Annotated in this window: 17 protein-coding genes; 12 read left to right on the top strand and 5 right to left on the bottom strand. The window is 63.4% G+C overall.

Going from position 1 to position 19,049, the window contains the following annotated elements:
* Positions 1 to 31: 31 nt before the first annotated feature.
* Positions 32 to 1,042, bottom strand: coding sequence for a LacI family DNA-binding transcriptional regulator (locus QMK31_RS11035; protein WP_283500986.1), 1,011 nt, complete (start codon positions 1,040 to 1,042; stop codon positions 32 to 34).
* A gap of 240 nt (positions 1,043 to 1,282) precedes the next feature.
* Between QMK31_RS11035 and QMK31_RS11040 the strand changes: the two genes are divergently transcribed.
* The 9 genes from QMK31_RS11040 (at position 1,283) to QMK31_RS11080 (ending at position 12,826) form a co-directional block, all read left to right on the top strand.
* A complete protein-coding gene (locus QMK31_RS11040; RefSeq protein WP_283501025.1) occupies positions 1,283 to 2,794 on the top strand; it encodes a sugar ABC transporter ATP-binding protein in 1,512 nt (503 codons plus the stop codon).
* A gap of 2 nt (positions 2,795 to 2,796) precedes the next feature.
* Complete coding sequence (locus tag QMK31_RS11045) at positions 2,797 to 3,846, top strand: ABC transporter permease (RefSeq protein ID WP_283500987.1); 1,050 nt, start codon at positions 2,797 to 2,799, stop codon at positions 3,844 to 3,846.
* Positions 3,839 to 4,966 carry an ABC transporter permease gene (locus QMK31_RS11050; protein WP_283500988.1) on the top strand — a complete coding sequence of 376 codons (1,128 nt, stop codon included), beginning with the start codon at positions 3,839 to 3,841 and terminating at the stop codon, positions 4,964 to 4,966. Before QMK31_RS11045 ends, QMK31_RS11050 begins: the two co-directional genes overlap by 8 nt.
* On the top strand, positions 4,963 to 6,027 hold the full coding sequence (gene rhaS, locus QMK31_RS11055) for a rhamnose ABC transporter substrate-binding protein (protein WP_502852977.1): 1,065 nt from the start codon (positions 4,963 to 4,965) through the stop codon (positions 6,025 to 6,027). The genes QMK31_RS11050 and rhaS overlap by 4 nt, the downstream gene beginning before the upstream one ends.
* Positions 6,028 to 6,129: 102 nt before the next feature.
* Positions 6,130 to 7,593 (top strand): L-fucose/L-arabinose isomerase family protein, encoded by a 1,464-nt coding sequence (locus tag QMK31_RS11060; protein WP_283500989.1) that lies wholly within the window; start codon positions 6,130 to 6,132, stop codon positions 7,591 to 7,593.
* A 34-nt stretch (positions 7,594 to 7,627) separates the two neighbouring features.
* A complete protein-coding gene (locus tag QMK31_RS11065) occupies positions 7,628 to 8,008 on the top strand; it encodes an L-rhamnose mutarotase (protein WP_283500990.1) in 381 nt (126 codons plus the stop codon).
* On the top strand, positions 8,005 to 9,171 hold the full coding sequence (rhaI, locus tag QMK31_RS11070) for an L-rhamnose isomerase (RefSeq protein ID WP_283500991.1): 1,167 nt from the start codon (positions 8,005 to 8,007) through the stop codon (positions 9,169 to 9,171). The genes QMK31_RS11065 and rhaI overlap by 4 nt, the downstream gene beginning before the upstream one ends.
* 168 nt (positions 9,172 to 9,339) lie before the next feature.
* On the top strand, positions 9,340 to 11,370 hold the full coding sequence (locus tag QMK31_RS11075; RefSeq protein WP_283500992.1) for a bifunctional aldolase/short-chain dehydrogenase: 2,031 nt from the start codon (positions 9,340 to 9,342) through the stop codon (positions 11,368 to 11,370).
* 31 nt (positions 11,371 to 11,401) lie between these two features.
* Positions 11,402 to 12,826, top strand: a complete 1,425-nt coding sequence (locus QMK31_RS11080; RefSeq protein WP_283500993.1) for a rhamnulokinase — start codon at positions 11,402 to 11,404, stop codon at positions 12,824 to 12,826.
* Positions 12,827 to 12,835: 9 nt separating this feature from the next.
* Here QMK31_RS11080 and QMK31_RS11085 read toward each other — a convergent pair whose 3' ends face one another.
* Positions 12,836 to 13,663 carry an SDR family NAD(P)-dependent oxidoreductase gene (locus QMK31_RS11085; protein ID WP_283500994.1) on the bottom strand — a complete coding sequence of 276 codons (828 nt, stop codon included), beginning with the start codon at positions 13,661 to 13,663 and terminating at the stop codon, positions 12,836 to 12,838.
* 40 nt (positions 13,664 to 13,703) lie between these two features.
* On the bottom strand, positions 13,704 to 14,060 hold the full coding sequence (locus QMK31_RS11090) for a sulfur reduction protein DsrE (RefSeq protein WP_283500995.1): 357 nt from the start codon (positions 14,058 to 14,060) through the stop codon (positions 13,704 to 13,706).
* Between the two features lie 71 nt (positions 14,061 to 14,131).
* Between QMK31_RS11090 and QMK31_RS11095 the strand changes: the two genes are divergently transcribed.
* The 3 genes from QMK31_RS11095 (at position 14,132) to QMK31_RS11105 (ending at position 16,816) form a co-directional block, all read left to right on the top strand.
* A complete protein-coding gene (locus QMK31_RS11095) occupies positions 14,132 to 14,707 on the top strand; it encodes a TetR/AcrR family transcriptional regulator (RefSeq protein WP_283500996.1) in 576 nt (191 codons plus the stop codon).
* Positions 14,708 to 14,864: 157 nt separating this feature from the next.
* A complete protein-coding gene (locus QMK31_RS11100; protein ID WP_283500997.1) occupies positions 14,865 to 15,770 on the top strand; it encodes a DMT family transporter in 906 nt (301 codons plus the stop codon).
* Between the two features lie 125 nt (positions 15,771 to 15,895).
* Positions 15,896 to 16,816, top strand: a complete 921-nt coding sequence (locus QMK31_RS11105) for a 2-hydroxyacid dehydrogenase (protein ID WP_283500998.1) — start codon at positions 15,896 to 15,898, stop codon at positions 16,814 to 16,816.
* Between the two features lie 31 nt (positions 16,817 to 16,847).
* On the opposite strand, the gene QMK31_RS11110 is transcribed toward QMK31_RS11105, so the two are convergent.
* Positions 16,848 to 18,224, bottom strand: a complete 1,377-nt coding sequence (locus QMK31_RS11110; protein ID WP_283500999.1) for an ABC transporter substrate-binding protein — start codon at positions 18,222 to 18,224, stop codon at positions 16,848 to 16,850.
* Positions 18,225 to 18,230: 6 nt separating this feature from the next.
* Positions 18,231 to 18,974, bottom strand: coding sequence for a dienelactone hydrolase family protein (locus QMK31_RS11115; protein WP_283501000.1), 744 nt, complete (start codon positions 18,972 to 18,974; stop codon positions 18,231 to 18,233).
* Positions 18,975 to 19,049 lie beyond the last annotated feature (75 nt).

Raw genomic sequence — 19,049 nt, forward strand, 5'->3', positions numbered from 1 at the left:
AACTTTTCGGGCCCGGGTCTCGGACTCGCCGCTAGGAAGCGGTGGACTCGCGAATGACGAGTTCGGGCTGAAACACGATCTGCTCGTGCTCAAACTCGTCGCCACCCTGCGCCTCGCGCAGCAGCAGGTCGACGGCGGTATAGCCGATCAGCACGCTCGGCTGGCGGATCGACGACAACGGCACCACGGCAGCGGCCGCAAAGGCGATGTCGTCGTAGCCGATCAGGGCGATGTCGCGAGGCACGTGCAGGTCGCCGCGCATGTTGAGCGCCTGCAGAACGCCGATGGCGAGCAGGTCGTTAGCGGCGAAAATGGCGTCGGGACGGTCGCCGGGCGCACGCACCAGCATCTGTTGCCCCGCAGCGCGTCCAGCCAGCACCGACAGCGCGTCGGTGTCGACGACCTCGAGAGAGACAGACGAATGCTCCGCGACGGCCAGGCGGGCGCCGCTTAGCCGATCGACCACCTGACGGATGCTGTTCGGCCCGCCGACGAAGGCGAGGCGAGTTCTTCCAAGTGAGATCAGGTGTTGCGCGGCGAGGCGCCCACCGGCAATGTCGTCGACGGCCACGGACGAAAAACTGCGGTCCTCCGTTTGGCGATCGACCAACACGGTCGGGGTTCCGCGCGCCCGCAATCGGTTGAGTCGCTCGCCGATGTCACCGAGCGGGGAGATCAGCACCCCGTGCACCCGCTGCTCTTCGAACAGATCGAGGTAGGCGGCCTCGCGAGCCACGTTGTCGTCGGTATTGCCAAGAAGGACCGCAAGACCGTCTTCTGCCGCGCGATCTTCGGCACCACGGGCCAGGTCGGTGAAGAACGGGTTGGCCACGTCGAGCACGATGAGCCCGAGGCTCCGGCTGCGCCCGGCGCGCAGCTGGCGGGCAGCGTCGTTGCGCACAAAACCCAGCTCGGCAATCACCGCCTGCACCCGGGCGACCGTACCCGGCGACACCTTGTCCGGCCGGTTCAACACATTCGACACCGTCCCCACCGATACCCCGGCGGCGGCGGCGACGTCGTTCACGCTGATCGATGCCACGATGTCTCCTTTGCTGGACGAGCCGCGAGTCCCCAGCCTATTGGCCAGTACCGACCACGATTAAACGAATCAGAGCGCCGACTTCGCGTTCCGTTTCAATTCGGAAACGATCCTGGAAATGATTGTTGACGACTGGGTGGCAGCAACCGTAGTATTCACTAAGCAGTCAAAATGAAACGATTCATTTTAAGCTATTCCTCAATGTGGAGGCACAACCTCGTTATGATCAACAGCCCAGAGATGGCCGCCGAACGGTCGAAGACACCACTTCTGTCGATCCGAGGTGCGGCCAAGGCCTTCGGCCCGGTCGTCGCCCTCGCGGACGGCGTGGTCGAGATTCTTCCCGGTGAGATCCATGCGCTGGTCGGCGAAAACGGTGCCGGCAAGTCCACCTTGGTCAAGATCCTTGCGGGGCTTTACAACCTCGATGCCGGCGAGTTCCTCGTGAAGGGCAAGCCTGTGGCTTTTCGCACGGTTGCTGATAGCAAGGCCGAAGGCATTTCAGTCATCTACCAGGAGCCGACGCTCTTTCCTGATCTCACGGTGGCCGAGAACATCTTCATCGGACGACAGCCGAAGAATGCTCTCGGCCTGATCAACCGCTCCGCCATGCGGGCTCAGGCCCGAGCACTGTTCGACCGTCTCGGCGTGCGGATAGACCCGGACCGCATCGCCGAAGGCTTGTCAATCGCCGATCAACAGATCATCGAGATCGCCAAAGCCATCTCGCTCGATGCGAGCGTACTCATCATGGACGAACCAACGGCAGCACTGTCGGGCATTGAAGTTGAGCGCCTGTTTCAGGTCGCCCGCGCTCTGCGAGCCAGTGGTGCTGGCATCCTTTTCATATCGCATCGCTTCGACGAGGTATTCGCGCTCTGCGACCGGATCACGGTTATGCGCGATGGCGAATACATATCTACCCATTCGACCGAGAGCGTTACCGTTCCGGAAATCGTCCACGAGATGGTTGGTCGAGACATCGGAGAGCTATTTCCAAAAGTCGCCGCCAAGGTTGGCGACACCATTCTGAATGTTTCAAAGCTCTCCCGGGTCGGCGTCTTTTCTGATATCAGTTTCGAGGTCAAGGCCGGCGAGATCGTTGCCCTGGCAGGCCTGGTTGGCGCTGGCCGCACCGAGGTGGCTCGGGCAGTTTTCGGCATCGATACCTACGATCAAGGTTTCGTGGAGTTGAACGGTACCCGCCTAAAGAGAAACAACCCACAGGCCGCAATCGATGCGGGGATCGGGTTTGTTCCCGAAGACCGTCGCAAGCAGGGACTCGTTATGGACCTGTCCGTGGCCCGGAATGCAGCGCTGACCCTGCGCAATCGCCTATCGCGCTTTGGTCTGATCAATGGAACGACTGAACGCCGTGCAGCCGAGGAATGGACCTCGCGGCTGCAAGTTAAAACTGCCTCACAAGAATACAAAGTGTCGACTCTGTCTGGCGGCAACCAGCAGAAGGTCGTTCTAGCCAAGTGGCTCGCTACCGAGCCGATACTTCTTATCGTCGACGAACCTACTCGGGGTATCGACGTAGGTACGAAAAGCGAAGTTCATCGTCTCCTGTCCGACCTGGCCGGTCGTGGAATCGCCATTCTCATGATCTCGAGCGAGCTGCCCGAAGTTCTCGGCATGGCAGACAGAGTGCTTGTGATGCACGAAGGCCGCATCACCGCGCAACTAGACCGAGCAGATGCCACAGCCGAATCGGTTATGCACGCGGCTACCGCACAACTGGAGCATTGACTATGACACTTACATCGCCTGCCCCATCACAGGAAACGCCACCGAAAACCGCTCGCCGCGCCACACGTGATTTCGCATCCGTTCTGCGGTGGCGCGAGATTCCGGTCACCATCGCATTGATCGTTCTCGTGGGCCTCACCTACCTCGCGAACCCGCTCTTTCTCAGCCAACAAGGGGTAAAAGACCTGCTGTTGAACGCCACCATCGTGATTATTCTTGCGGTCGGTCAAGCGATGGTGATTATTACCCGCAACGTCGACCTGTCCATCGGCTCAATTCTGGGAATCGTTGCTTTCAGCACGGGCACCCTCTTCGTGGCCGTCCCAGGAATCCCAATAGTTCTCGTCTTTCTCACTGGTATGGCCCTCGGCGCGCTGCTCGGTGCCGTCAATGGGCTACTCGTAACCATCGCAAAGGTACCGTCTCTGGTCATCACCCTGGGTACGCTCTACATCTACCGGGGGCTCAACAACGCTTGGGCTGGCGGCACGCAGTACTTCGCCGGTGATCGACCCGACAATTTCGGAGCTTTATCTGTCGATACCATCGCCGGGTTTCCCTTGATCACACTGATCGCGATTGTCGTCGTCGTCATCGTCGCCATCTTTATGGCCTCAACTCGTCCTGGCCGTGACCTGTACGCCATCGGTTCAGACCCGGAAGCGGCCAAATTGTTTGGCATTCCGGTCACCCGCCGAGTGCTCCTCGCCTTTCTCAGCAACGGGATTCTGGCTGGCCTGGCCGGCGTGTTGTACGCCAGTAGATTCAATTCGGTCGGGGCGACGACCGGCACTGGGCTCGAATTCGACATCGTTGCCGCAGCCGTCGTCGGGGGCGTTGCGATCTTCGGGGGCAGCGGAACCGTTGCCGGTGCAGCAATCGGCGCGCTCTTGTTGACCACGATCACGAGCGCGCTCACCGCCATTCGCGTCGATAAATTCTGGCAACAGGCTATTGTCGGGCTCCTTATTCTGGCCGCGATCATCATCGATCGGGTCGCTCGAATTAGAACTCAGAAGAAGCTCCGACTCAGTGAGGCACGCGATGTCTAATCCCCCCACCGAACTGCTCGGGACCGCAACCAACAAGTCTGGTGTGCGAGCTTCCGAGGTCCCTTCGACCGGTGGACGAACCGGAATAGCGCGCATATTACTCAGCCGCGACACGGTTATGATCTACACCCTCGTGTTTTTCGTGATCTACGCTGCGCTGTTTATTCCACGCTTCGCTAGTCCAGTTTCTACCGGCTTTCTGCTTCTGGACGTGATTCCGGCCCTCCTCATCGCGCTGCCCATGACCCTTGTTATCATCACCGGTGAGATCGACCTCTCCGTTGCGAGCATCGCTGGACTGACAAGCGCTCTTATGGGCGTTCTTTGGGCCGCGGGGTTGGATATTGGAGCTGTTCTGCTCATCAGCTTGCTGGCTGGCGTTCTCGCCGGCGCATTCAATGGGCTGCTGGTGGCGGTGCTCGGCCTGCCTTCTCTCGCCGTAACCATCGGTACTTTGGCCCTTTTTCGCGGTCTGGCCCTTGTCGTCATCGGCGACAACGCAGTCGCAAACTTTCCGCCTGAGCTGACGAGCTTCTTCACGTCGAAGATCGGGGGGACCGGCATTCCCACGGTGATGATCGGCGTGATCGTTGTCGCCATTTTCTTTGGAGTGCTCCTGCATTTCACACCCTTCGGCCGCGGCCTGTTCGCCCTCGGCTATAGCAAGGAGGCCGCTACGTTCGTTGGCATTCACGTCATGAGGTCCAAATTTTGGCTCTACGTCGCATCCGGCTCTGTCTCAGCCCTGGCCGGCATCTACTGGACACTGAGATATTCCAGTGCTCGAAGTGACAACGCGAGTGGCCTCGAGCTGACTGTTATCGCGGCCGTGCTGCTCGGTGGCGTCTCAATTTTTGGCGGAAAAGGGTCAATACCTGGCGCTGTAGCCGGAGTTCTGCTGATCGGAACCATCAACTTCACCCTGCGGCTAAACCGCATTTCTGATGTCGTTCTCATAATTGTGACTGGCACCCTGCTCATCGCCTCCGTGGTCGCCCCCAGCATTTTCGAGGGCATCTCGAAGTGGCGTCATACCCGGCGAAACCGCCGCATTCTTCCCCCGGCATCAGCCTTGGGAGCAACCCGCGCCACAGCATCCGGCGTTCAGGAAAGGAAATGACAATGGAGTTCATTCGCCCCACAACGGGGAGGCGCACTCGCCGTCTATTCGCCTTCGCGGCTGTTGCCGCATCCGTTGCCCTCGTGGCCAGCGGTTGTGCCTCTGGCAGTGATGTCGGCACAGGCGCCGGGGCTGAGGGAGACCTCAGCGTCACCTTCATCCCGAAGCAGCTTAACAACCCTTACACCGACGTCGTTCTCGGCGGAGGGCAGGACGGTGCAACGGCGGCTGGTTTCACTGGCATCGAGGTTGTCGGCCCGCTCGAAGCGAGCGCCTCTAGCCAGGTTTCGTTCATTAACGCCGAGACGCAAGCCGGGACCAGCGTCATCGTCATCGCCGCGAACGATCCCGACGCGGTCGGTCCGGCCCTCGAGGAGGCCCGCGCCGCCGGTGCAAAGATCGTGGCTTTCGACTCCGACACCAACCCGAAGTATCGTGACGTTTTCATCAGCCAGGTTGTGGCCAAGGACGTCGCCCTAATTCAGGTAAAACTGATTGCCGAGCAGATTGGCGGATCGGGAGAAATTGCCATTCTTTCGGCCACGGCCAACGCGACTAACCAGAACGAGTGGATCAAGTTCATCGAGGAGGAACTCGCCTCCAACCCCGACTACACAGACATCACCCTGGTTGCAAAGGTGTATGGCGATGATGACGACACGAAGTCGTTCCAGGAAGCTCAGGGTTTGCTTCAGGCCTACCCGAACCTCAAGGGAATCATCTCGCCCACGACGGTTGGCATTGCGGCTACGGCGCGCTATCTTTCGACCTCGGATTACAAGGGCAAGGTTGCCCTGACCGGTCTGGGACTGCCGAACGAAATGCGCCCGTTCGTCAAGGACGGCACAGTCACGGCCTTCGCCTTGTGGGACCCTGCACAACTCGGTTACGTTGCCGCGTTCGCCGGCAAGGCACTCGCCGACGGCACCATCACCGGAGCCAAAGGCGACAAGTTCGATGCCGGCGACATGGGTGAGCGCGAGGTCGGCGCGGACGGCCTCGTCATTGTTGGCCCGCCGACCACCTTCAACGCGGACAATATCGACGACTACGACTTCTAGGTCGCAGTGCGGTGGGACGGGTGCTACGGCGTCCGTCCCCCGCAATCCCGCCATCTATCCACCTCCCAGAAATCCGGATTCGTGCCGGTGCAGGAGTATGCAATGACGAACATAGACGACAACACCCACAGCCTGCCCACCGGACTTCTCAAACCAAAGACTCGCCGTCCAACCCGCATTGGACTGGTTTCCGGCGGACTCGGTGCCTACTGGCCCCAGTTTCCCGATCTGATGCCCCTTGTGCAAAATTCAGCGCGGTATGTCACCGAACGCTTTAACGCTCTGGACGCTGACGTGGTTGATGCCGGCTTTATTTCCGACGCCCAAGATGCCCAGGTGGCTGCCGAAAAACTGCGTGTCGCAGACTGCGACCTAATCGTGGTGTTTCTAGCCACCTATCTCACCTCATCGATGGTGCTACCGATCGCGCAGAAGTCCAAAACCCCCGTGCTCGTCATTGACCTCCAGCCGACTGAGGCAATGGACCATGCCAATTTTGATACCGGTCAATGGCTCGCCTACTGCGGCCAGTGCCCCGTTCCCGAAGTCGCCAATGTCTTCCGCCGCGCGGGCATCCCGTTTCGGTCAGTATCCGGCTACCTGCGGCAGGAAAGCGCTTGGAAACGCATCATTCAGTGGGTGCACGCAGCTGGCGCTCGAGCCACGCTCCGAACCGCTCGTCACGGACTCATGGGCCACGTCTACCCGGGCATGCTCGATGTCTCGACCGACCTCACCAGCGTCTCAACGACGTTCGGTTCCCACGTGGAGGTGCTCGAATTCGATGACCTGCGCGTGCGGGTCGACGCGGTAACGGATGCCGAAGTGCGCGACCGCATGCACCTCGCGTCCCAGCTGTTTCAGATTGACGATTCGGTCAATCAGGAGGACTTCGCTTGGGGTGCGAAAGTCTCGGTCGGGCTAGACCGCTTGGTGGCAGACTTCGATCTTGATTCCGTGGCCTACTATCATCGCGGTCTCGCCGGCGAACAGCATGAACGCCTCGGCGCCGGCATGATTCTTGGCTCGTCACTGCTCACCGCCCGCGGTATTCCGATGGCCGGCGAATACGAGTTGCGCACCTCGATCGCGATGCTGACCAGCCAGGCAATCGGTGCTGGCGGATCCTTCACCGAAATCCAAGCGCTGAATTTCTTCGACGGTGTCGTTGAAATGGGCCATGACGGCCCTGCCCACCTCGCTGTCAGTGCACGAGAACCCTTGCTGCGCGGCCTTGGTGTCTATCACGGAAAACGCGGCTGGGGTGTTTCGGTGGAGTTCGACGTGCGACCAGGGCCGGTGACCACCTTCGGTGTCGGGCAGGACCCGGATGGCAGTTTCGTGTTCGTAACCTCGGAGGGCACGGTCGTGCCCGGTCCGCTGCTCGCAATTGGAAACACGACGTCCCGCGTTGATTTCGGCGGCGATCCCGGTGTCTGGGTGGATGAGTGGAGCCAGACCGGCATCGGCCACCATTGGGCTCTGAGTCTCGGGCACCGCGCCGCCGACATCAAGGCCGCTGCCAACCTGCTTGGAATCGAACATCGCCATGTGGCGCTGGCCTAGCGGGGCGGCACGGAGTATCCGCCACAACTCGCGGTTGTTCCACGGCACCGAAAGACACCGCGTCTGCTTTCAGCTGCAGGTCAAGCCGGAGCGCATCGACGAATATCGTCGGCGCCATGCCGCGGTCTGGCCTGAAATGCTCCGGGCGCTCAAAGCCAGCGACTGGAACAACTACTCCCTGTTCCTTCGGCCCGACGGACTGCTGATCGGCTATTTCGAAACGGCAGATCTCGCATCGGCCCAGGCCGGAATGGCCGCCACTGCCGTCAACGCGCGCTGGCAGGCCGAGATGAACGCATTCTTCGTGGCTCTCGACGGCGCCCCCGACACCGGGTTTCTACAACTGACCGAAGTTTTTCACCTCGAAGACCAGCTCGACGCCATTTCCACCGCTACAGAAAGAAGTACCTCGTGACGATCAGTGCCGCCGTGCTCACCCAACTCGAAGCGCAGGCCATCGAGCTGCCCTCTTGGGCGTTCGGCAATTCCGGAACCCGGTTCAAGGTCTTTGGAACCCCGGGGACTCCGCGCACCATTCAGGAGAAGATCTCCGATGCTGCGCAGGTCAACCGGTACACCGGCCTGGCTCCGAAAGTGGCCCTGCACATCCCCTGGGACAAGGTCGACGATTACCAGGCGCTGCGTAGGTTTGCGGCCGACAAGGGCCTCACGCTGGGCACCGTCAACTCAAATACCTTTCAGGACGACGCTTACAAGTTCGGCAGCCTGACCCACACCAACGCGGCAACGCGGCAGAAGGCCATCGACCATCACTTTGAGTGCATCGAGATCATGCATCAGACCGGATCGAATGACCTCAAGATCTGGCTCGCCGACGGCACCAACTATCCCGGGCAGGGTGATATTCGCGGACGTCAGGACCGCCTCGCAGAGTCGCTCGCGGTCATCTACGCCCGCCTGGGCGATGACCACCGGCTCGTGCTCGAGTACAAATTCTTCGAGCCGGCTTTTTACCACACCGACGTTCCCGACTGGGGCACCAGCTACGCGCAGGTGGTTGCCCTCGGTGAGAAGGCCGGCGTCTGCCTCGATACCGGCCACCATGCTCCCGGCACCAACATTGAATTCATCGTGGCTCAGCTGCTGCGCCTCGGCAAGCTCGGCTCCTTCGACTTTAATTCGCGTTTCTACGCCGACGACGACCTCATCGTCGGCGCGGCTGACCCTTTCCAGCTATTTCGCATCCTCTACGAGGTCATCCGCGGCGGCGGTTACGGGCCCGATTCAACCGTGGCGTTCATGCTCGACCAGTGCCACAACGTGGAGGACAAGATCCCCGGGCAAATTCGCTCGGTGCTTAACGTGCAGGAGATGACCGCCCGCGCACTGCTTGTCGACCGCGCCGCCCTGACCCTCGCGCAGAATGCTGGCGATGTGCTCGGCGCCAACGGCATTCTGATGGATGCCTTCTATACCGATGTGCGCCCCGCCCTCGCCGCGTGGCGCACGTCACGCGGGCTCGCCGGCGACCCGATGACGGCCTACGCCACCTCTGGCTACCAGGAGCGCATCGCTGCCGAGCGGGTCGGCGGCAGCCAGGCCGGCTGGGGCGCGTAAGCCCCTCCACGTGCATAACTCCTGCAATTCATTCGGGGTCGCAAGAAGTTGCCCTGAATCACGCGGGTGCGTTCCTGGACGGCGGGAAATTGCAGGAGTTGTGGGCAATTCCTGGCCGTCCCGCTCGACCCAACATCAGATATCCGCTCTCACCCGGCAAGGAACCTCATGACTCAAGCAGCAGCACTGATCGCCCGGTCGAATCGGCTCGGCGCCGACCCCAGGAACACGAATTACGCCGGCGGCAATACCTCAGCCAAGGGCAGCGAAACCGATCCGGTCACCGGCGAGGCCGTTGTTCTGCTGTGGGTGAAGGGGTCAGGCGGAGACCTTGGCACGCTCACCGAAAAGGGACTCGCGGTGCTGCGCCTGGATCGGCTGCTGGCGCTGAAGAACGTCTACCCGGGGGTCGACCGGGAAGACGAGATGGTCGCCGCCTTCGATTACACGCTGCACGGCAAGGGCGGCGCCGCGCCGTCTATCGACACGGCCATGCACGCTCTCGTCGACGCGCCGCACGTCGACCACCTGCACCCCGACTCCGGCATTGCCATCGCGACCGCGGCCGACGGCGCAGCGCTCACCCAGACGATCTTCGGTGACAAGGTGGCCTGGGTGGATTGGCGTCGCCCCGGTTTTCAGCTCGGTCTCGACATCGCCGCCATCAAGGAAGCCAACCCGCGGTCCATCGGCTGCATTCTCGGCGGGCACGGCATCACGGCCTGGGGCGACACGAGCGAGACCACCGAGGCCAACTCGCTCTGGATCATTGACACGGCGAGTACCTATATCGAGGCGCACTCGAAAGCGGAGCCGTTCGGGCCGCTGCTGGAGGGGTATGCCCCGGCGGATGCTGCCGAGCGGCGCTCGCGCGCCGCCGCCCTCGCACCCACGATCAGAGGGCTCGTCTCGACCGACGCACCCAAGGTCGGTCATTTCACCGATGCCCCAGAGGTGCTCGATTTTCTCTCCCGTGCCGAGCATCCGCGACTGGCCGCGCTCGGTACCAGCTGCCCCGACCACTTTCTGCGCACCAAGGTGAAGCCGATGCTGCTGGATTTGCCGAGCGGGGCATCCGTTGAAGAGTCGCTCGCCCGCCTCGTGACTCTGCACGAGGAATACCGCGCCGACTACCAGGCCTACTACGACCGCAATGCGACCCCGGAATCACCCGCGATTCGCGGCGCCGATCCCCTCGTCGTGCTGGTTCCCGGCGTTGGCATGTTCAGCTACGGCGCGAACAAGCAGACCGCCCGCGTCGCGAGCGAGTTCTACATCAACGCCATCAACGTGATGCGCGGCGCCGAGGGACTTTCGACCTACGCGCCGATCAACGAGGCCGAGAAGTTTCGCATCGAGTATTGGGCGCTCGAAGAAGCCAAATTGCAGCGGATGCCCGCCGCCAAACCGCTCGCCACCCGCGTCGCACTCGTGACCGGTGCCGCCTCCGGCATCGGCAAAGCCATCGCCACCCGGCTCGCCGCTGAGGGCGCCTGCGTCGTCATCGCCGACCTCGAACTGGCCAAGGCGCAGGCCGCGGCCGCCGAGATCGGCGGGACGGACGTTGCGATCGGAGTGCAGGCCAACGTCACCGACGAGGCGCAGGTGCAGGCCAGCGTCGATGCCGCAGTGCTCGCCTTCGGCGGGCTCGACCTGGTCGTGAACAACGCCGGTCTGTCGCTGTCGAAGTCGCTGCTGGAAACCACGGTGGCCGACTGGGACCTGCAGCACAATGTGATGGCCAAGGGCTCCTTTCTGGTCTCGCGTGCCGCCGCGCGGGTGCTCATCGACCAGAAGCTCGGCGGCGACATCATCTACATCTCCTCAAAGAACTCGGTCTTCGCCGGCCCGAACAACATTGCCTACTCGGCCACGAAGGCCGACCAGGCCCACCAGGTTCGACTGCTCGCGGCCGAGCTCGGCGAGTACGGCGTGAAGGTGAATGGCATCAACCCCGACGGCGTCGTGCGCGGCTCCGGCATCTTCGCCGGCGGCTGGGGTGCCAAACGCGCCGCCGTCTACGGCGTCGATGAGCAGGACCTCGGCAAGTACTATGCCCAGCGCACCCTGCTCAAGCGTGAAGTACTGCCCGAGAACGTCGCGAATGCGGTATTTGTGCTGTGCACGAGCGATCTCAGCCACACCACCGGGCTGCATATTCCCGTCGACGCCGGCGTCGCCGCCGCGTTCCTGCGATGACGACGGCCGCCGCGCGCCGAACGGACTGCGCATGAGTACGTCCGGAACAGTCGCGGCGGTCGACTTCGGCGCGTCCAGCGGCCGGGTCATCCTCGGCCACGTTGGTCCCAATGAGCTGAGCATCCGCGGGGTGGCACGCTTCGCCAATACTCCAGTGCGCATTATCGATGGTCTGCACTGGAACATCCTGGATTTATACCGGGGCGCCCTCGGCGGCCTGCGCGCCGCCGTGCGCGAGGACCCAGCGCTTCGCAGCGTGGCCGTCGACTCCTGGGCCGTCGACTATGCCCTGCTGCGCGGCGAGCGAATGCTCGGCAACCCGGTGCACTATCGCGATGAGCGCACGGCGGCGGGCGTCGACGCGGTGCACGCAAAAATCTCCCCGGCCGAGCTTTACGACCGCAATGGCCTGCAATTTTTGCCGTTCAATACGCTGTACCAACTGGCCGCCGACCGCCTCGCCGGCAACCTCGACGGCGCCGATGGAATGCTGCTCATTCCCGACTTGATTACGTTTTGGCTCACCGGCGAGAAAGTCGCCGAACGCAGCAATGCGTCAACGACAGGGCTCGTGAACGTTGCCGACTCGCAGTGGGACGACGACCTTATCGCCCGCCTTGGCCTGCCACGCGCCCTGTTTTCTCCGCTAGTGGATGCTGGCAACCGGGTGGGCAACGTTACGCCGAGAATTCTGGCCGAAATCGGGACCACCCGGCCTCTCACTGTATTGACGGTCGGGTCGCACGACACGGCATCCGCTGTGGTGGCGGTTCCCATGCAGAGCGATACCGCCGCGTATATCTCGTCGGGAACCTGGTCGCTGGCCGGCGTTGAGCTCGCCTCGCCCGTTTTGAGCGACGCGAGTCGGGCGGCCAACTTCACCAACGAGGGTGGCGTCGACGGGCGTTTTCGCTACCTGCGCAATGTTATGGGCCTCTGGCTGCTGAGCGAATCGATCCGCACTTGGGAACAGGCCGGCTCGTCGTACGACCTGCCCGCACTCATCGTTCAGGCCGGGGCGGTCACCGACCCCGTCACAATTTTCGACGTCGATGACCCACGATTTCTACCACCCGGCGACATGCCAAGCCGAATTCGCGAGTATTGCGCCGAACATGATCTGCAACCGCCCCGCACGAACGTCGAGCTGGTTCGCAGCATTATCGAGAGCCTCGCAGCGGCCTACGCCCAGACGTTGCAGCTCGCTGCCTCGCTGTCGGGCACCCGAGTGAGTGTCGTTCACATCGTCGGCGGCGGCTCGCAAAACGAATTGCTCTGCCAGCTCACCGCGAACCATACCGGATTGCGCGTGTTGGCCGGGCCGGTCGAGGCGACAGCGATTGGGAACGTGCTGGTGCAGGCCCGAGCGCAAGGCCTGGTTACCGGCAGCCTGGAAAGCCTTCGCGCGCTCGTAGCTCTCGCGTTCGCGCCGAAACCGTACGACCCTCACGCCTGAGCGCATCTTCTAGATGCTGCGGTGGTCACTCACCGCGAGTTCGAGGGCCGCAAGGCCCGGTGCCATGGCGGCATCCACGGCCAGGGGGTCGGTGACGTTGAGTTCTTGCATCGAACGACGACCCGCCGGTGCCGTGTTGATGTCGTGCTCACCCGCCGCCAACGCCGCGATCAGGTCGGTAATGACGTCGGCGAGCGCACGTCGCTCCCAACCGAGGTCGGCGCCGGCGTTCTGTGAGGTCATCATGGCCGTATCGGTGGCGCCAGGATACACGGTAGCGACGTGCACGCCCGTTCCAATCAGTTCCCGGCGGAGCGACTCGCCGAACTGCGCGATGCCGGACTTTGTTGCCGCGTAAACGGAGTAGAACGGCATCCCGACGAGGGCGATCCCGCTGGAAATGTTGAGGAGGATGCTGCCACGGCCCTGCCCGCTCTGCCGAAGGGCGGGAAGCAGGCTTTTGGTGAGGAGGATCGGCGCGGTGAGATTGAGGTCAATCATCGCGTGCACATCGGCGTCGCTGGTGTGATCAAGCCGCCCCGCGCGCACGTTACCGGCGTTGTTGACGAGGAGATCAACGACACTCCAGGACGCTACGGCATCAAGGATTCGGTCAACGGCGCCCGGGGTGGTCAGATCTTCGACCAGGATCTCGGTTGTTCCGCCCTCGGCCGCGACCAGTTGCGCGGTTTCGGTGAGGGTGGCGAGTTGACGGCCGACCAGGAGCAGGTGACCGCCGCGTCGACCGAATTCGAGGGCGAGCGCCCGGCCGATGCCCTGACCGGCGCCGGTGATGATTCCACGTCGATGAGTGAGATCTAGGGTATTGAGGTTCATGAGCGATCTTCTTTCCATTGATTTGTGCGAGGTGGTGAGGCTAAAAGTTGAGGATCTGGTAACCGTCAACAACCAGGTTACGAATGCTGGCTTCCCCCTTGTTTTCTGTGAGCAGCGGCCATCCGCCGGTCTCAATGGGCTCGGCGACCCCGTGGGACTTGGCGCAGAAACCACACGCACCGAGGATATTTTCCTGCAACGCCACCGTGAGGGGGTTCATCTGGTGCGCGGCGTCAGAAATGGCAGCCAACGACTCAACGCCCGACCCGTCAAAGACCACAACGACGTCATCGCCGGCCTGTTTAAACTCCAGCGCGGTTTTGAGGCCGCGATACACGCGGGCGGAGTCGGATTTGAGGGGCTCGTAGATGACGACGGCGATTTTAAGTTCAGACATGGAAACGTACCTCCTAGGTAGACCGATCTGGCCATATGCAACTATACCGATCGGTCTGGTAAAGTCCAAATATGGAATCCGTAACGACCGCTCCGACACCGAGCGCCAAGGAGCGATTGCTCGCCTCTGCGCGTGTTCTGTTCCACGAACGCGGGATCAACCCAACGGGAATCGACCTCATCGTTCGACAGGCGGGCGTCGCGAAGGCCAGCCTGTACAACAACTTCGCCAGCAAGGAAGCCCTCGTGGTCGCGTACCTGGAACAGGAGCTGGACGGCTGGGTGCGAAAAGTTCACGGCCAGGACGACCCGCTCGCGCAGCGCTCCGACCGGATAGCGACCGTTTTCGAGGACATCGCGCGCGCGGTCGAATCGCATACCTTTTTCGGGTGTCCGTTCACCAATGCGGTGATCGAGCTGCCGGACTGCGCCGCCGTGCGTGTGGTCGCGGACCGATATCGCACGATGCTCCGTGCTCATCTGGCCGAGATCTCCGGAGCGGATGCCGCCTCCTCCCTGGCCTCCCGGCTGGTCCTGCTCTATGACGCGGCCATTACGGCCGCCAAGATGGGCCGCGACGACGGCATGATCAGCGAAGCCTCCGCCCTCGCGCAGGAACTCGTATCCGCTCACACGACCAAGGCCTGAGGCCGACCCGCAATGAATGTGCGGTCGGCGCGCGGTCTAGGGTCAAGGGATACCGTTCACCGAACGCCAGGGGCACCCCAATTCACTCCATGCCAGCCGTCCGCGGCCCGATCGCCATTCCCCGCATCGGGGTGGTCGACCTCTCGACGGGGCCGGAATGAAGTCGACGATCGCGCTGGTTCTCGCCACCCTGATGTGGGCGGGCAACTACATCGTCGGCGGCATCGCCGTGCAGACCCTCTCCCCCGTCGAGCTCACCTGGCTGCGCTGGCTGCTCGCCTGCATTCCGCTGCTGATTCTCGCCCAGGTGGTCGAACGGCCGAACTGGGCTCTGGTGCTGCGTCACTGGCCCAGGTTGCTGCTGCTCGCCGCGCTCGGCGTCGGTGGCTACAACCTCTTGCTCTACACCGCCTTGCAGTACACGACGCCGCAGTCCGCGTCGCTCATCAACGCCGCGAATCCGGCCGTGATGGTGGTGCTCGCGGCGATGTTGCTGCGCGAACGAATCGGATGGCGGGGCATCGTGGGCCTGGCGCTGGGGCTTGTGGGAGTGGTGCTGATCGTCACGGATGGTGCGCTCGCATCCATTTTGACGCGCACGCCCAACGCGGGCGATGTGCTCATGATCGGCGCGATCGTGGTCTGGAGTCTGTACACGATCGTCGGTCGCGGGCTGCCGGTGCCGCCGATCACGGCCACGGCGGTGCAGGGCACGTTCGTGGCCGTACTGCTGGCGCCCGTCGCGCTTGCCAGCGGGGTGAGCTGGCCAGCGCATGCAGCCATTGGCTGGGCCGTGATCTTCATCGCGATCTTCCCCTCGATCGGCTCGTACGTGTTGTGGAACGCGGCGCTGAAGAGCATTCCGCCAGGCCGGGCCGGCCTGTTCCTGAACCTGATCACGGTGTTCACGGTGATCATCGCCGTCGTGCTCGGCGCCCAGCTGACCGCACCGCAGCTCGTCGGCGGCGTGATCGTGTTCGCCGGGGTGGCGCTCAGCACGCTGCGCCCGGCGCGCCCGCTGACGCCCCAGCCGGTGCTCGATAAAGCGACCCGCGGGCGCTAACCGGACGGGGCCCGGGCCCGGAACGTGGGCCCAGTTTATAAACTGGGCCCGGGGACGGGGCCCGGGCCCCGTCCGGAGATCGGCGCGAGACGCGGGGTGGAGACGAGGCAAAGTAGGCTCGGGGGATGAGTGAATTGCTGGTCAGCCTGCCCGACTCCGTACTGCGCGACGCGGTCGGCGACCTACCCGCCGGAGTCGAAGTGATCGAGTGGGCGCTCGACGGGCCGGCTCCCCGGCCTCGCTTCGACCTCGTTGTCACCCCATACATGGGCAAGACCGATCGCCTCGCCCACCTCGCCGGCGTTGAGACCGGGCTCGTGCAGAGCCAGTCCATCGGCTACGACGGCGTCGACCAAGTATTGCCCGCCGGGCACGTATTCGCCAACGCGGCGAGCGTGCACGAGACCTCCACCGCTGAGCTCACTCTCGCTCTGATCCTCGCTTCCCAGCGCGGAATTGACGATTTCGTGCGTGCCGCTGAAGCCGGCGTATGGGCACCGGCGCACCACGCCAGCCTCGCTGACCGCACCGTGCTGTTGCTCGGTTACGGTGGCGTCGGTCAGGCGATCGAGACTCGGCTGCTCGCGTTCGAGACCACGGTCATCCGTGTCGCCCGCACGGCTCGCAGCGATGAGCGCGGCGCGATCCACGGCTTCGAATCCCTGCCAGAACTGCTGCCCGGGGCCGACATCGTGGTCGTCGGCGTTCCGCTCACGGCCGAGACGACGCACCTCGTCGACGATGCGTTCCTCGCCCGCATGCGTGACGGAAGCCTGCTCGTGAACATCGCCAGGGGCCCGGTGGCCGACACGGATGCCCTGCTCGCGCACGCGGCGAGCGGCCGCATCAGGCTCGCACTCGACGTGACCGATCCGGAACCGCTGCCGGCGGGGCATCCGCTCTTCGCGCTGCCGAACGTGCTCATCTCACCGCACGTCGGCGGTGCCTCGAGCGCCATGCTGCCGCGCATGGCCCGGCTGGTGCGCGAACAAATCGAGCGGATGCTGCGCGGCGACCCCCCGCTGAACGTCGTGTTGACGAGTTAGCCGGCCGCCCGCCGCGCGAGCGCGAAACCACTCAACCTGCGATGGCGGCGTTCGCGGCATCCTGCGCGGTGCGCAGCGCCTCATCGACCGGGATGCGTCCGAGGAACATCTCGGCGAAGGTTGACTCGAACGCGTCGGAGGCCTCGGCCCACTTCGCGCCCTGCGGCGCCTGCACTGTGCCGTTGGCGAGCACGTCGATGAAGGCGTTCACGTCGATGCCCTGCTTCTGCCACGACGCGACATAGCTGGCCTGCGCACCGATCACAGCCGGTGAAGCCGACCCGTCGGCGCCAATGGCCGCGCTGCCCGCGCTGCTGCCGAGCCACTCCAGCAGTTTCCGCGTCTGCTCCGGATGCTTCGAGTCGGCGTTACCGGCGGCGACCACGCCGTTGGTCACGCTGATCGCGCCGACCGGGCCGGACGGAATCGCGGCTACGCCCCAGTCGAAGCCGACTCCCTCGTTCACGTTGCTGAGGTTGTAGACGCCGCTCTGGAACAGGGCCATCTTGCCCTGCAGAAACTGGTCGAGTGCGAAGTCGCCGTTGAGGTTGGTGTCGGCTGCCGACGGGGCCACGTGGTACTTGTTCATCAGGTCGATCACGTAAGAAAATGCCGCGACGCCCTCGGCCGTGTCGAACACGAACTCGTCACCGTCCTGCAGGGCTGCGCCGTTCGAGCCGAGGTAGTTGAGGTAGATCGCGTTGAGATCGTTGGCCGCGTTGTAGCCGTACTGCACGATCTGCGATGGGTCGAAGGCGGCGCTGTCGGCGGTATTGCCGTTGACGTCGATGGTGAGTTTCTGCAGCACCGGAAGCAGGGTGTCTTCGCCGGCGGACGGATCCCAGTGCAGATCGCCGACGGTGGCCGGGTCGATGCCAGCGGCCGCGAGAAGTTCTTCGTTGAAATACAGCCCGATTCCGGGATCGGCGAGCTGGGGAACCCCCCAAAGCGCGCCATCGACGGTGTACTGGCCGACGACGCTGGGTTGCCAGCCGGCCTGCGCGGCGGAACCGAGCGCATCCGTAATATTCACGAGATTGCCGTTGGCGGCATAGTCGGCGAAATTGCCCGCATTCACCCAGAACACGTCGTCGGCGGTTTCACCGGCAACGTCGACCCGCAACTTGGTGAAGTAGTCAGCCCACGGCACGACGTTGACCGCCACCTCAATACCCGGGTTGGCCTTTTCGAACGCCGCGAACGATGTCTCGTATGACTGCGCCACCTGTTCGTCCCAGACGCGCACGGTGACGGTCGTCTCCGAGTTGGTCGGCGGAGTAAGCGCGAGCGCGGCAGCCACGCCGCCGATAGCGACAACGGATGCGACGGTGACGATGGCAATTATGGTTGAGCGTTTAGCGATGGTGTCCCCTTTTTCTTGTTGGAGGCTACCAGCCTCTGATCGCACCGAACGCTACTGTGACGCCCCGAGATGCTCGCCGAAAAATGCCTCGATGCGCCTCCAGGCATCGGCCGCGGCTACCGGGTCGGGGCCGGCACCGAGAATGCGCTTGAGAACCGGACGCAACACTCGCGGCCCGGTCTCGGCATCGTTGAGAAAGGAATGCCCGGCACCGGGATATTCCTTGACATCGTGCGCGATCTTCAGCCGGTCGAGGGAGGCGCCGAGCGTGGCCGCGGCCCCGCTGAGGGAGCGGTCGGCACCGCCGAAGCTGCCGACGATCGGGCAGGCGCCGAGCAGGTGCTCGTCCAGGTTCTTGGGCAGCCGGCCGTAGTTGACCGAGGAGGCGTCGAAGCCGCGCGTGGCCGTGGCGAGCGCGAAGCCGCCGCCCATGCAGAAGCCGAGCACGCCGATGCTACCGGTGCAGTCGGTGCGTTCGGCGAGGAAGGTGCGGGCCGATTCGATGTCGACGAAGGCCCGGCCGGCGCCGGCCGACAGGGCACGAAAGGTGGCTATGAGGCATTTTCGGGTTCCGCCCTCGGTGAAGAGGTCGGGCATGAGCGCCAGATAGCCGGCCTCAGCCAGGCGCACGGCCTGGCGGCGCATGACGTCGGTGAGCCCGAACGCTTCGTGCATGAGCACGACGCCGGGCCAGGGACCGTCACCGGCCGGGATGGCCAGAACGGCTTTCAACCCGGCGCTGCCCCCCGGTCCGTCCGGCAATTTCAGGTCGATGAGCTGGGGTGTCGCGGTCATGGTCTCTCCCGGGTTGGCTGAAACTGTATCTCGCTTCAGCCAAAAGATCGTGTAACCTGTGGTCAGACCACACAA

It is taken from the genome of Cryobacterium sp. PH31-O1, from assembly GCF_030063455.1.
Lineage (GTDB): Bacteria > Actinomycetota > Actinomycetes > Actinomycetales > Microbacteriaceae > Cryobacterium.

What these genes read in the sequence shown, in the direction of transcription:
- QMK31_RS11060 (WP_283500989.1), top strand. Translation starts at nt 6,130, where the DNA reads ATGACGAACATAGACGACAACACCCACAGCCTGCCCACCGGACTTCTC.
- QMK31_RS11090 (WP_283500995.1), bottom strand. Translation starts at nt 14,060, where the DNA reads ATGTCTGAACTTAAAATCGCCGTCGTCATCTACGAGCCCCTCAAATCC.
- QMK31_RS11095 (WP_283500996.1), top strand. Translation starts at nt 14,132, where the DNA reads ATGGAATCCGTAACGACCGCTCCGACACCGAGCGCCAAGGAGCGATTG.
- QMK31_RS11050 (WP_283500988.1), top strand. Translation starts at nt 3,839, where the DNA reads ATGTCTAATCCCCCCACCGAACTGCTCGGGACCGCAACCAACAAGTCT.
- QMK31_RS11040 (WP_283501025.1), top strand. Translation starts at nt 1,283, where the DNA reads ATGGCCGCCGAACGGTCGAAGACACCACTTCTGTCGATCCGAGGTGCG.
- QMK31_RS11100 (WP_283500997.1), top strand. Translation starts at nt 14,865, where the DNA reads ATGAAGTCGACGATCGCGCTGGTTCTCGCCACCCTGATGTGGGCGGGC.
- QMK31_RS11115 (WP_283501000.1), bottom strand. Translation starts at nt 18,974, where the DNA reads ATGACCGCGACACCCCAGCTCATCGACCTGAAATTGCCGGACGGACCG.
- QMK31_RS11045 (WP_283500987.1), top strand. Translation starts at nt 2,797, where the DNA reads ATGACACTTACATCGCCTGCCCCATCACAGGAAACGCCACCGAAAACC.
- QMK31_RS11075 (WP_283500992.1), top strand. Translation starts at nt 9,340, where the DNA reads ATGACTCAAGCAGCAGCACTGATCGCCCGGTCGAATCGGCTCGGCGCC.
- QMK31_RS11080 (WP_283500993.1), top strand. Translation starts at nt 11,402, where the DNA reads ATGAGTACGTCCGGAACAGTCGCGGCGGTCGACTTCGGCGCGTCCAGC.
- QMK31_RS11105 (WP_283500998.1), top strand. Translation starts at nt 15,896, where the DNA reads ATGAGTGAATTGCTGGTCAGCCTGCCCGACTCCGTACTGCGCGACGCG.
- QMK31_RS11085 (WP_283500994.1), bottom strand. Translation starts at nt 13,663, where the DNA reads ATGAACCTCAATACCCTAGATCTCACTCATCGACGTGGAATCATCACC.
- rhaS (WP_502852977.1), top strand. Translation starts at nt 4,963, where the DNA reads ATGACAATGGAGTTCATTCGCCCCACAACGGGGAGGCGCACTCGCCGT.